The organism is Bacillus sp. CR71 (genome assembly GCF_003429245.1).
Lineage (GTDB): Bacteria > Bacillota > Bacilli > Bacillales > Bacillaceae_G > Bacillus_A > Bacillus_A thuringiensis_S.
In genome coordinates this window covers 5,744,646-5,757,463 of the sequence record NZ_CP031748.1, presented here as the reverse complement: position 1 = coordinate 5,757,463, position 12,818 = coordinate 5,744,646, and the positions used below count along the sequence as shown (strand labels likewise).

Sequence of the window (12,818 nt, the reverse complement as noted above, 5' to 3'; positions counted from 1 at the left end):
TTTTCATTTTATCTATTTTTTGGGAGCTATAAGTTTAAAATATAGAAGAAAAGCAGTATTCTTAAAGATAGAGTTTTTTTAACATATGTAGGAGGGTTTATTCGTGAGCAACTTATTTACAACAGTAAAAGAAAAAGTTCAAGGAAAAGGCATTTCTATCGTACTTCCTGAAGGAACTGATGAAAGAATTTTAGGCGCTGCAGAGCGTTTAGCAAAAGAAGAGTTAGTAAAACCAATCTTAGTTGGTAATAAGGAAGAAATTAGCGCAAAAGCTGCTAGCATGAATTTAACATTAGCAGGCGTTGATATTTATGACCCAGCTACATATGAAGAAATGGATGCAATGGTAGCATCTTTCGTTGAACGCCGTAAAGGTAAAGCAACTGAAGAAGACGCTCGCAAAATCCTTAAAGACGAAAACTACTTCGGTACAATGCTTGTATACATGGGCAAAGCACACGGTTTAGTAAGTGGTGCAGCTCACTCTACAGCTGATACAGTTCGTCCAGCACTTCAAATCATTAAAACAAAACCAGGCGTTACAAAAACTTCTGGCGTATTCATCATGGTACGTGAAGAAGAGAAATATGTATTCGCTGATTGCGCAATTAACATTGCACCAAACAGCCAAGATTTAGCTGAAATTGGTATCGAGAGTGCAAAAACTGCTGAATTATTCGGTATTGACCCACGCGTTGCTATGTTAAGCTTCTCTACAAAAGGTTCTGCGAAATCTCCAGAAACAGAAAAAGTTGTAGAAGCAACTCGCATTGCAAAAGAAATGGCTCCTGAATTAACTTTAGATGGAGAATTCCAATTCGATGCTGCATTCGTACCATCTGTAGCTGAGAAAAAAGCTCCAGGTTCTACAATTAAAGGTGATGCTAACGTATTCGTATTCCCAAGCTTAGAAGCTGGTAATATCGGTTACAAAATCGCTCAACGTTTAGGTAACTTCGAAGCAGTAGGACCAATCTTACAAGGTTTAAACATGCCTGTAAATGACCTATCTCGTGGATGTAACGAAGAAGAAGTGTACAAGTTAGCTTTAATTACAGCAGCTCAAGCACTTTAATTCTATAATGAATTGAAATAAAGACCGTCGCTATAATAGCGACGGTCTTTATTTTTCTAAGCCAAGTGCTTTATTGTTACGATCAATAATCCGTTGTAAATTCGTCTCATATAAAGGTATTTCATCTATTGTTAATTGAGATGGTGTTAACTTCGGAGCGAATTGCTGCAATGTTTTTAAAAGGCGCATCATTAAATCTTGTACTGTAATGGTTTCGCCAAGTAATTCTGAAAGTGAAGCCATCGTACTCGGTACAATTTCAGGATACGTAAAGCGTGTTTCTTCTCCTTGAATGGCTAGGTTATAGAAATCACGAACGAGTGCGGCACGCTCAGAGCCACTTCCTGTAGCACAAAGATAAATTTGGACAGCGACACCCCCGCGAATACGGCGCTGTGAAATGCCAGCGAATTTTTGATCGCGAATACTTAAGTCATAGCTACCAGGACAGTAAGAACCTACAATTTCTTTTGCCTCGATAGTAACGTCGTAATCCTTTAACATCTCCTTAATTAAATGCCACATCGTATCGTATCCAAGATCAATATCGATACCTTTTTCTGTTTCTTGGAATAAAAGTGATACGTTTAAAACACCTTCATCAAGCACGACTGCAAGCCCGCCAGAATTACGAACAATAACATTGAAGTTGTTCTTTTTTAACAAGGAAATGCCTTCTTCTAAGTGTGGTAGGCGTGAATCTTGAATGCCAAGAACAATTGTATTGTGATGAACCCAAGAACGCATTGTTGCAGCTGATTGACCATTTCCAATGCTTGTGCACAGTGTGTCATCCATTGCGAATGACTGCAATGCATGGAATGTTGGTCCCAAACTAGATTGATCTACAATACGCCACTCTGGCTGAGATAAAATGGAACGGGAATTGCTCATATAACTAACCCCTTATCTTTAAAATGACAATCTCTATTATAGCAAAAAAATGAAGAATAGAGTTTTCTCATATATAAAGGGGAAGTTTAGATGTGAAAGAATAAAAAGGATGCATTATATGCATCCTTTTTATTCTGCAATTTTTTCTAAATTACCGTTTCGATCCATTCGGAAAGATGTTTGAGAACGTTCTTCGTCATCCATGACTGCCAACTTACGAGCTCGGTTCATAATGTTCATAAGTGTTTCGTAATCTTCTTGTACAGTATGAGATTGCTTTTCTAATTTTTCTAGTTTCTTTTCTAGTTCTTCATTTCGAAGGATTTGTGCTTTAATTTCTTGTTTCAATCTCGTATTCTCGTTTTCAAGAGCTGTTACTTTTATATTTGAGGATCCAACTGTTTGTAAGAAATAAATAACATCTTGCATTGTCATAGAGCTTTTTGCAACAGGAACGGTAGATTCTTGATATGGAATAGCTTCTTTATATTGTACAATTGATTCCTCTTGTACGAATTCTTCATAATCAGTTATCGAATCTGAAGCTGGTGGTGTATAAAGTAAACGTTTTTTCGCTTGCTCACCGCTTGCAGCGCGCATTTTATCTTTACGATGTTTTTTTGCTAGTTGAAGAGCTTGTTCATAGCTATAGCGAACGACAGCATTCCAGCGGAAACCACAAGCAGCGGATGTACGATTTAACTGATCCCCTACTTCCTCAAATGCATTTAATTGCGTACTTCCTTCTCGAACATGACGAAGTACCGTTTCAGCAAGTAATAAATCATCCTCATCTGTCCAAGCATCTTGTCTTACTTTCATAGATTCAACTCCCTTTCTTTTTATGAACTTCCTATTTTTATAATGGGCAAAAAAATAAACTTTTATACAAAGCTTTTAAAAATATGGTAGATTTCGATGAAAGGTAAAAATTTTCCCATGAATGGTGAGCGCTTCTGTAGGAGAGCATATAAATATGTAGCATTATGTAGAGAATAGGCCCTGTAGGGAAACTTGCAACGAGCTTCAAAGAACGGTAAAATACCATTTAGTGTTTATTTTTAAATGTACTTGAGAAAAGTTTAAAATAGAGGAAGTGTTATATAATGGGAAACGAATTTCGCGTGTGCGATGACTGTCAGGCAACGAACGTTAAAACGTTAGTTCCGAAGTTAAAAAAAGTAGATTCATGTGCAACGATTGAAGTTGGATGTCAGTCTTACTGTGGTCCTGGTCGTAAAAAATCATTCGCATTTGTAAATAACCGTCCAGTTGCGGCTCCAACAGAAGATGAGTTAATCGTAAAAATTGAAGCAAAGTTAAATAAGTAAGAAAAAGAAGAGTGAAAAGATTACTCTTCTTTTTTATGCCCATAAGAGGAACGATTTATTCTGCGAAAGTGCTCTTGTGTGGACGAACGTTTTCTAAAGGATGGATATAACTTTTGTATTAAAGTTCTAATTTATATAAATTTGTATTTCAAAATAATGGTTGACAGTCTTTTAAAGCGATAGGTAGAATAGAAGTGTCTGATTCTGAGAATCATTATCAGGAAAATAACAATTCACCTAATTTTTTTATTACTATTTGAGAATAAATTTCATTTTAATAAATATATGTTGTTGGTTAGGATGGTTGAGGGATGGAAGCGAGCGCAAGCAGTATAGAACAGCAAGAAGAGAATGTTAAAGAGATTAAGAGCAGACCGCTCATTGCTTCTATTATTTTAGTAGCGGGTACAGTTTTGTTAGCTTTAAGCATGGCAGTTTCTATTTCTTTTGGGGCTGCAGATATTAGTTTAAAGACTGTATGGCAAGCTGTATTTCAGTTTGATGGATCTATTACACATCATAACGTAATTCAAGAGCTTCGCATGCCTAGAGCAATAGGGGGCGTAGTTGCAGGTGCCTTTTTAGCGGTATCAGGAGCAATTATGCAAGGCATGACGCGAAATCCACTTGCTTCACCATCGTTAATGGGGATTACAGATGGTGCAGTATTTGGAATTGCAATTATGTATGCATTTTTTCCTAATTCACCTTATTTGATGTTTGTTATTGCATCTTTTATTGGAGCTGCGTTTGGTGCAAGCATTGTATATGGAATTGGGTCTTCTTCACCAGGTGGATTAACACCTGTGAAATTAGCTTTAGCAGGTGCAGCTATTAGTGCTTTATTAGGGGCAATTTCATCTGGAATTGCATTGTATTTTAATCTTGCTCAAGAGGTGAGCATGTGGAATGCAGGCGGAGTTGCTGGAGTGAAATGGCAAAGTATTAATATGTTAGTGCCAATTGGCCTTGTTTGTCTTTTTATCGCAATTATGATGTCGAGATATATTACAATTTTGAGCTTCGGTGAAGAAATTGCGATTGGACTTGGTCAAAATACGACATTAATTAAATTTATCGGAACAGTACTTGTTCTTGTTTTAACGGGTTCCGCAGTTTCCATGGCAGGATCAGTTGGATTTGTTGGTCTTGTAATCCCGCATATGACTCGTTTCCTTGTAGGCTCGGACTATAGATGGGTTATTCCATGTTCTGCGGTCTTAGGCGGGCTGTTAATTGAATGTGCAGATATGTTATCTCGCGTTATTAACCCGCCATTTGAAACGCCAATTGGAGCAATTACAGCGCTAATTGGGGTTCCATTCTTCCTCTACTTAGCACGTAATGAAGGGAGAGGAAAGATGTGAGGACGAGTGTCTTAACAAAAAAGAACATTTCTATATTAACGATTTTAGTAGGACTAATCGTTTCTATATTTCTTATTAGTTTAAATACAGGAACTTTTAAAATACCGCCAATGGACGTATTAAAGTCATTGGTTGGAATAGGGGCTGAAGATCAGTCTGTTATTTTATTTGAATTCCGCATGCCGCGTATGGTGATTGCTATACTAGTCGGATCTGCTTTAGCGATGTCAGGTGCGATTTTGCAAGGATTATCACGAAATCCACTTGCTGATCCAGGTATTATCGGTATTAACGCTGGAGCGGGATTAACAGTTGTTATATTCGTCTACTTTTTCTTTGGAAAAGTTGGGACTGGTACATTTTTATCTGTATTTATCCTTCCATTCTTCGCGTTGGTTGGTGCAATATTAGCGGCGGTTATTATTTATTTACTAGCATGGAAAGACGGCGTTTCATCAACGAGATTAATACTAGTTGGTATCGCTGTTGCAGCCGGGTTTGGTGCTGTTAGTTTAATTTTTTCTATGAAGATGACATCTAACGATTTTCGTTTTGCTACGATTTGGTTAGCAGGAAGTTTATGGGGAACAGATTGGAAGTTCGTGCTAAGTGTACTTCCATGGATGGTTATTTTCTTGCCACTTGCTATTAGTAAGGCGCACATATTAAATGTAATGAACCTAGGCGATTCTACAGCAGTTGGTCTTGGTTTAAATGTAGAAAAGGAAAGACGTAAATTATTATTTATTGCAGTTTGCTTAGCTGGTGCATCTGTCGCTGTTGCCGGAGGAATTGGTTTTATCGGTTTAATGGCTCCGCATTTAGCGAGGCGCCTTGTTGGTGGTAAACATCAAATTATGCTGCCTACTGCTGCACTAATAGGGACGTTTTTACTCTTATTCGCAGACGTAATTTCAAGAAGCGTGTTAACAACTTCAGAAATACCGGTCGGTCTTGTTATTTCTGTAATTGGTGCACCATATTTTATATACTTACTTATGAGGACAAAATAAAGGGAGGCTTTTTGTATGGCAACTTTAGCAGTTGATGCGGTATCTGTTGGCTATAATGAAGGGTTAATTATTGATGGATTAACAGTTGAAATTCCGGAAGGGAAAATTACAACAATTATTGGACCAAATGGTTGTGGGAAGTCCACATTATTAAAAACGGCTTCTCGTATTTTGAAGGCGAAAAAAGGTACTGTTTATCTTGACGGAAAAGCAATCGAGAAACAACCAACAAAAGAAATCGCAAAGAAAATGGCGATTTTACCACAGACTGCAGAAGTGCCAACTGGCCTTACTGTGTTTGAACTTGTTTCATATGGACGTTTTCCTCATCAAAAAGGATTTGGAACGTTGAAAGAAGAGGATTATCGTTACATTCATTGGGCACTTGAAGTGACGGGAATGACAGAATTCGCAAATCGTTCAGCAGAGGCGTTATCAGGCGGGCAACGTCAACGTGTATGGATTGCGATGGCCCTTGCACAAGGAACAGAATTACTTGTATTGGATGAACCAACAACGTACTTAGATATGGCTCATCAATTAGAAGTATTAAACTTATTGAAAAAATTAAATGAAGAAGAAGGTAGAACGATTGTTATGGTTATCCATGACTTAAACCACGCTTCTCGTTTCTCAGATCATATGATTGCATTAAAAGCAGGTAAGTTAATGAAACAAGGAACGCCAGATGAAGTTATGACAAGTGAAACACTTCGCAGTGTATTTGAGATTGAAGCTCAAATCGTTCCTTGTCCAGTAAACTGTAAGCCAATTTGTTTAACATATGATTTAGCGATGATTAGTAATCAATTGCGTAAAAAAGCATAAGTAGAACCCCCTCGTGAAGAGGGGGGACTTCTAATGGACGTTGAGCTTCTTATATAAGAATGGGAAGTTGAACGCCCGTTAGAATGGGTTATTAACAACAATTAATAAATATATATAAATTAATTGTTATATTTGTTTCTTATAATTCATTGTAACTTATAAGATAAATACAGCTAGAAGGAGTGGGAACATGAAGAATTTTAAAATGGCACTATTAGCAATGGTACTAGTTGTGACTTCTGTACTATTTGCAGCTTGTTCTAACAAAGAAGAAGAAAAGAAAGCAGATGCAAAGACTGAAGAGCGCACTGTAAAACATGCAAAAGGGGAAATTAAAATTCCTGCAAATCCAAAGAAAATTGCTGACCTTAGTGGTTCAACAGAAGAATTATTAATTTTCGGTATGAAACCGGTTATTACTGCTAATACATCTCAAGAAAAAATTGATGCACATATTGAAAAGAAACTAAAAGACGTTAAACCAGTTGGTTCTGCTTGGGGCGATAAAATTAACATCGAAGCAGTAGCTGCTGCAAAACCAGATTTAATTCTTGTAAATAATCGTCAAGAAAAGATTTATGATCAATTATCTAAAATTGCACCAACAGTTATGTTAAACACTCCATTAGATCAATGGCGTCCAAAATTCCAAGAAGTAGGTCAAATCTTCGGTAAAGAAAAAGAAACAAAAGAATGGTTCAAAAAGTATGATGAAAAAGCAAGCAAATTACATGACAAAATCGTCGCTAAAACTGGTGAAGCAACATTTATGAAAATGGCTGCATATCCAAATGCTTTCCGCGTATACGGTGACTACGGTTACGGTAGCGTAATCTTTAATGATTTAAAACTACCAGCAGTTAAAGGTACACCAACTGATAAACCGTTAGTACAAGTACAAAAAGAAGCTTTAATCGATTACAACCCAGATTACTTATTCGTATTTACAACTGGTGACGGTTCTCAGCGCTTAAAAGAATTCCAAGAAGAATCAATTTGGAAAAACATGAACGCTGTTAAAAACAACCACGTATTTACAATTAAAAATGAAGACTTAAACAAAGGTTACTTCCCACTAGGGAAAGATATGATCTTAGACGAAGTTGCTGAATTCGTTTTAGGTAAATAATGTATAAAGGAAATCACTTTTACTTCGGTAAAGGTGATTTTTTCTTTTTATAAAGGGAATTAATACAGTCTTTCATTTCTTTCTGTTTCTCATTTCGTTTATAATATAAAGTAAGAATGTAGTAAAGAAAGGGGGATGTCGGAAAGTGGTATATTTAAACGACAAACTCAGCGAAACAAAAGTGTTTAAAGACCCAGTACATAAATATGTGCACGTGCGTGATCGTGTTATTTGGGATTTAATCGGAACGAAAGAATTTCAACGCTTGCGCCGTATTAAGCAGCTTGGAACGACATTTTTTACATTTCACGGTGCAGAGCATAGTCGCTTTACTCATTCGTTAGGTGTATACGAAATTATTCGTCGTATGATTGATGATGTGTTTGATGGCAGACCAAATTGGAATGCTGAAGATAGATTGTTATGTTTATGTGCGGCATTACTTCATGATGTCGGCCACGGCCCATTTTCTCACTCGTTTGAAAAAGTATTTTCATTAGATCATGAGAAATTTACGCAAAAGATTATCGTTGGCAATACGGAGATTAATGATGTATTAAGTCGTGTTGATAAGGAGTTTCCACAAAAGGTAGCAGATGTAATTGCAAAAACGTCTACTAATAAATTAGCGATTAGTATGATTTCGAGTCAAATTGATGCGGATCGTATGGATTATTTATTAAGAGATGCTTATTTTACAGGCGTAAAGTACGGAAACTTCGATATGGAACGTATACTGCGTGTAATGCGTCCGTATGGGAATCAAGTAGTCATTAAAAATAGTGGTATGCATGCTGTTGAGCATTACATTATGAGTCGTTATCAAATGTATTGGCAAGTATATTTCCATCCGGTAACGCGAAGTGCAGAAGTTATTTTAACGAAGATTTTACACCGTGCGAAATCACTGCACGAGAAGTATTACACATTTAAAAATCATCCTGTTCATTTCTATTCTTTATTTGAAGAAGAAGTAACAGTAGAGGATTATTTAAAGTTAGACGAGAACGTTATGTATTACTACTTCCAAGTATGGCAGGAAGAAGAAGATCCAATTTTAAGCGATTTATGTCGCCGTTTTATGAATCGAAATCTATTTAAATATGTAGAGTTTACAGATAAACACGGTTTAGATAATTGGATGGAGTTAAGTAGTTTATTTAAAAAGATTGGACTTGATCCGGAGTATTATTTAGTAGTTGATTCAACATCGGACTTACCGTATGACTTTTATCGTGCAGGAGAAGAAGAAGAGCGTCTGCCAATCCTGCTTCTTATGCCAAACGGAGAGCTTAGAGAGCTTTCACGTGAATCGGATATTGTTGAGGCGATTACAGGTAAGAAAAGAACGGATCAAAAGTTATTCTATCCACATGATTTAATCTATGAAGATGGAAGAAAAGGAAAATATAAAGAGAGAATTATTGAGTTGTTAGAAGGAAAGAAATAAGAAGCAGCTAATGGCTACTTCTTATGAAAAAACTTGAAATTATTTGTCGCTTAATCGTTTTCCGCCAACTGCATAATGGTTTTTAGACATTTCTTCGATGAAAACAACGATGTTTTCTTCAGGAGCACCAGTTGTTTCGCTTACTGCTGCTGTTACTTTCTCAGCAAGAGCTTTCTTTTGTTCTTCTGTGCGTCCTTCTAGCATTTTCACTGTTACGTATGGCATGTACAATCGCTCCTTTTATGTAAGTTACACTCTTATTATAGCGGATTATGGGGAAGAACAATCGAAAAAACAAATAATTTCTTTTTTTGACATATGGAAGAGGAGATGAAGTATGGATCAGTTATTTAGATATCCATTGCACGAAATTCCGTTGGTAGCAATGGCGATTATTATTGCATTATCCGTTCATGAATTTGCACATGCATATGTTGCATATAAATTTGGGGACGATACAGCAAAGAGACAAGGGCGTTTAACGTTATCACCGATGGCTCATTTAGACCCTATCGGTTTGATTGCAGTATTAATTCTTGGATTCGGTTGGGCAAGACCGGTTCCTGTTAACCCATATAACTTTAAAAGACCGCGTCTTGCAGGCATATTAGTTTCAATTGCAGGGCCGATTAGTAACTTAATTTTAAGTGCAATTGGTTTAATTATTTGGTATAGCTTATTAAAATTTGGTGTATTATACTCAATTCCATCTGCAGTAGCAGATACGTTAGCTCAATTTTTCCAGATTTTTATTATGCTGAATATCGTTTTACTTGTATTTAACTTATTACCGATCCCACCACTTGATGGGTATCGCGTAGTGGAAGATTTAGCACCAGCAAATATTCGCGCGAAAATGACACAGTATGAAAAATACGGGGCAATTGCGTTATTAATTCTCGTTATTACACCGCTTAGTAATTACACAATTCAACCTATTTTTCAGGTAGTTATTCCGCATGTATTTGTATTTTTAGATAGCATCATTGCGCCTATTTTTGGCCTTTTATAATTTTTAAGTGAGGAGGATTTTACATATGACAGAGAAAAAGAAAAAAATCGGTTTTAATATCGTGAAAAATGATTCAACAGATGGACATGGTGGATTTGGTGTTGGGGCATTAAGCTTAGAAAATATTTCACCTGTATTTGTTGATGTACTAGAGAAGACTGCATTCGTTGATATCGGTGCGATGCATGCGCGTAGTACAGTAGAAAAAGGTATTAAGTTTTTAACAAATAAAGATGAAGTTCCAAACGGAAAGCCATTTTGGCTTGTTTGGGTAACGATTGAAAGAACTGCGACAGGTGCGTATTACGCAGGTGTAACAGCTTGTGAAATGACAGTTGACCGTGAGATTCGCCGCGGATATAAATCACTTCCAGAACACGTAAACAAAATGGATAAATCAATGAAGCGTCACATTATGGTTGACCATATGGATGAATCATCTAAAAAAGTACTTGGTACGTTCTTGAAAGAACATAATGAAGCGATTTGGAACGAATCTGGTGAAGAATTGCGCCGTGCATTATTAAGTGAATAAAAAATAGCTGACGGATGCCCGTCAGCTATTTTTTTTACCAAGGAAGATATTTTTTCCACCAACTTGTTTTTTTCTTTTCTTCAGTCGTTTTTTCAAATTCTTCTTTATCATCGACGTGATCCATACAATATTCAGTCGGTTCGGTACCTTTAGCGAAGTACATTTTCACAGAAATAGGACAATTTTTTGTAGCAATTTTACCGTTCTCTGGGTTGATATTAACCGCTACGACGTCACCTGGTTGTTTAAATTCTTTTTTTGGCTGTCCATCTAAGCCTTTCTCCATCGTATCAGTCCATATTTTCTTCGCATATCCTTGTTCTGCTACGTTTGAAATAGATTTAGGTTGATCGTATCCGACCCATACACCAGTTACGATTTGCGGAGTAAATCCGATCATCCAACTATCCGTTTCAGTAGAACCAGATTTTCCGGCATATGTTCTTGATAATTTTGATAACATCGATTGGCCAGTTACAGCAGCATAACTGCTTAGTTTCTTATTAAACATACCAGTCATCATTTCTTCCATTACAAACGCTTTGCTCTTGTCGAGAACTTGTTTACTCTCTAAATGAGCATCGTATAATATATTTCCTTCATGATCCATAATGCGGCGAATGAAAGTAGGTTTTACTTCTTTTCCACCGTTTGCGAACATGCTATAAGCGTTGACCATTTCAATTGGTTTTACTGGTGATGTACCGAGAGCTAGAGAAGGCACATCTTTTAATGCACTTGTAATTCCAAATTGTTTCGCTGTTTTTGCAAGCGCGTCATCTCCTAAAAATAAATTCGTTTTCACAGCATATATGTTATCAGAGACTGCGAGAGCTTGTGCCATCGTTACGAAATCATCGGCATAATAATCTTTATAGTTCTTCGGTTTATACTTTGAAACACCGTCACCTAAGGTGAATACAGTATATTCGCTTTTTAAGCGCGTAGCAGGTGTGAATCCTCGTTCTAATGCCGCATAATATAGAAATGGCTTAAATGTAGAACCAGGCTGACGGATGGCTTGTGTAGCCCTGTTAAATTGACTCGTAGTATAATCAGTTCCGCCAACAAGAGCAGCCACTTCACCTGTCGTTGGATTCATAGAGACGAGAGCAGTTTGTATGTTTGTTGTGTCAGGTATATGATCTTTTACAGCTTGTTCTGCTACAGCTTGTAGTTTAGGGTCTAGCGTTGTATAAATTCGCAAGCCACCTCGTTGTAAAGCTTGTTCGTCTAATCCAACATCACGAAGAAGTGAAGCTTGTACAGCATCTTGGAAATATGGTGCGACCTCTGCTACTTTTTTCGTATCTAATGAGGCAAAAGTTAGTGGCTCTTTCTTCGCTAAGGCTGCTTGTTGCTTCGTAATATATCCTTGTTCTACCATTTCATCTAATATGAGGGCTTGTCGTCCTTTAGCACGATCCTCTTTCAAAAAGGGAGAATAGACACTTGGTCCTTTTGGGATACCTGCGAGCATACTAGCTTCTGCTAATGTTAACTCTTTTGCTGTTTTATCGAAATATAGACGGGACGCAGCTTCGATGCCATAAGCTCCATGTCCGTAATAAATTGTATTTAAATATCCTTCTAAAATATGATTTTTATTATAGTTTACTTCAAGGCGGACAGTGTACATTGCCTCTAATAATTTCCGTTTCCACGTTTTATCATGATCTAAATACAGATTACGCGCGTATTGTTGTGTAATTGTACTAGCTCCTTGTACCTTTGCCATTGCTTTTAAATCAGCAACAATTGCACCTGCAATCCGTTTTAAATCGAAGCCGTGATGTTTATAAAATCTTTGATCTTCAATAGAAAGGGTCGCTTCTTTTACATAAGGTGAAATTTCATTAAGAGAGACATTGTAACGTTTTTGAATTTCGTTACTTTGTCCAATAACGGTATCATCGTTTGCGTAAAAGACGCTTGTTTGCGGGACCGCAACAGGAGGAGGTCCCATAATTTTTGCAACTATAATAATAACAAAAAAAGAAAAAACGAAGAAAAGGACGCAAGAAAACATTGCGGTGAAGAAAAGACGTTTATATTTTTTAAGTTTTGGATTCATAGTTTGATCCATCTTTTTTCAGCCCCTCATTAATACAAGCGTTATTGTATTAGTATTGAGGGTTTTCGTTTATTTTAAACAATGAAATTTCGAAAATAAAAAAGCCCCTT

13 protein-coding genes are annotated in these 12,818 nt (G+C 36.8%); 9 read left to right on the top strand and 4 right to left on the bottom strand.

What is annotated here, in order from left to right:
• Positions 1 to 103: 103 nt before the first annotated feature.
• Positions 104 to 1,075, top strand: coding sequence for a phosphate acetyltransferase (gene pta, locus DOS87_RS29140; RefSeq protein WP_000067215.1), 972 nt, complete (start codon positions 104 to 106; stop codon positions 1,073 to 1,075).
• A 48-nt stretch (positions 1,076 to 1,123) separates the two neighbouring features.
• On the opposite strand, the gene DOS87_RS29135 is transcribed toward pta, so the two are convergent.
• Complete coding sequence (locus tag DOS87_RS29135; protein WP_000071959.1) at positions 1,124 to 1,969, bottom strand: octanoyl-[GcvH]:protein N-octanoyltransferase; 846 nt, start codon at positions 1,967 to 1,969, stop codon at positions 1,124 to 1,126.
• A 129-nt stretch (positions 1,970 to 2,098) separates the two neighbouring features.
• Positions 2,099 to 2,791, bottom strand: coding sequence for an RsfA family transcriptional regulator (locus DOS87_RS29130; RefSeq protein WP_000868355.1), 693 nt, complete (start codon positions 2,789 to 2,791; stop codon positions 2,099 to 2,101).
• A 284-nt stretch (positions 2,792 to 3,075) separates the two neighbouring features.
• Between DOS87_RS29130 and DOS87_RS29125 the strand changes: the two genes are divergently transcribed.
• The 6 genes from DOS87_RS29125 to DOS87_RS29100 all read left to right on the top strand — a co-directional run bounded on the left by DOS87_RS29125 (position 3,076) and on the right by DOS87_RS29100 (position 9,087).
• The gene (locus DOS87_RS29125; RefSeq protein ID WP_000526079.1) at positions 3,076 to 3,300 is read left to right on the top strand and encodes a YuzB family protein; all 225 of its coding nucleotides are present in this window, start codon (positions 3,076 to 3,078) and stop codon (positions 3,298 to 3,300) included.
• Positions 3,301 to 3,611: 311 nt separating this feature from the next.
• Positions 3,612 to 4,667, top strand: coding sequence for a FecCD family ABC transporter permease (locus tag DOS87_RS29120; protein ID WP_000388296.1), 1,056 nt, complete (start codon positions 3,612 to 3,614; stop codon positions 4,665 to 4,667).
• The gene (locus DOS87_RS29115) at positions 4,664 to 5,680 is read left to right on the top strand and encodes a FecCD family ABC transporter permease (RefSeq protein WP_001260753.1); all 1,017 of its coding nucleotides are present in this window, start codon (positions 4,664 to 4,666) and stop codon (positions 5,678 to 5,680) included. The genes DOS87_RS29120 and DOS87_RS29115 overlap by 4 nt, the downstream gene beginning before the upstream one ends.
• A 15-nt stretch (positions 5,681 to 5,695) precedes the next feature.
• Positions 5,696 to 6,508, top strand: a complete 813-nt coding sequence (locus tag DOS87_RS29110) for an ABC transporter ATP-binding protein (RefSeq protein ID WP_000212066.1) — start codon at positions 5,696 to 5,698, stop codon at positions 6,506 to 6,508.
• 190 nt (positions 6,509 to 6,698) lie between these two features.
• The gene (locus tag DOS87_RS29105) at positions 6,699 to 7,637 is read left to right on the top strand and encodes an ABC transporter substrate-binding protein (RefSeq protein ID WP_000787726.1); all 939 of its coding nucleotides are present in this window, start codon (positions 6,699 to 6,701) and stop codon (positions 7,635 to 7,637) included.
• Positions 7,638 to 7,782: 145 nt separating this feature from the next.
• A complete protein-coding gene (locus DOS87_RS29100; RefSeq protein WP_000262742.1) occupies positions 7,783 to 9,087 on the top strand; it encodes an HD domain-containing protein in 1,305 nt (434 codons plus the stop codon).
• Between the two features lie 39 nt (positions 9,088 to 9,126).
• Here the strand turns inward: DOS87_RS29100 and DOS87_RS29095 are convergent, their stop codons facing one another.
• Complete coding sequence (locus DOS87_RS29095; RefSeq protein ID WP_001147171.1) at positions 9,127 to 9,312, bottom strand: 2-hydroxymuconate tautomerase; 186 nt, start codon at positions 9,310 to 9,312, stop codon at positions 9,127 to 9,129.
• Positions 9,313 to 9,424: 112 nt separating this feature from the next.
• On the opposite strand from DOS87_RS29095, the gene DOS87_RS29090 reads away from it, so the two are divergent.
• Positions 9,425 to 10,099, top strand: coding sequence for a site-2 protease family protein (locus DOS87_RS29090; protein ID WP_000372445.1), 675 nt, complete (start codon positions 9,425 to 9,427; stop codon positions 10,097 to 10,099).
• Between the two features lie 25 nt (positions 10,100 to 10,124).
• Entirely contained in the window at positions 10,125 to 10,634 is a 510-nt protein-coding gene (locus DOS87_RS29085) for a YwhD family protein (RefSeq protein WP_000136681.1), read from the top strand.
• 34 nt (positions 10,635 to 10,668) lie between these two features.
• Here the strand turns inward: DOS87_RS29085 and DOS87_RS29080 are convergent, their stop codons facing one another.
• On the bottom strand, positions 10,669 to 12,720 hold the full coding sequence (locus DOS87_RS29080) for a transglycosylase domain-containing protein (RefSeq protein WP_000372951.1): 2,052 nt from the start codon (positions 12,718 to 12,720) through the stop codon (positions 10,669 to 10,671).
• Positions 12,721 to 12,818 lie beyond the last annotated feature (98 nt).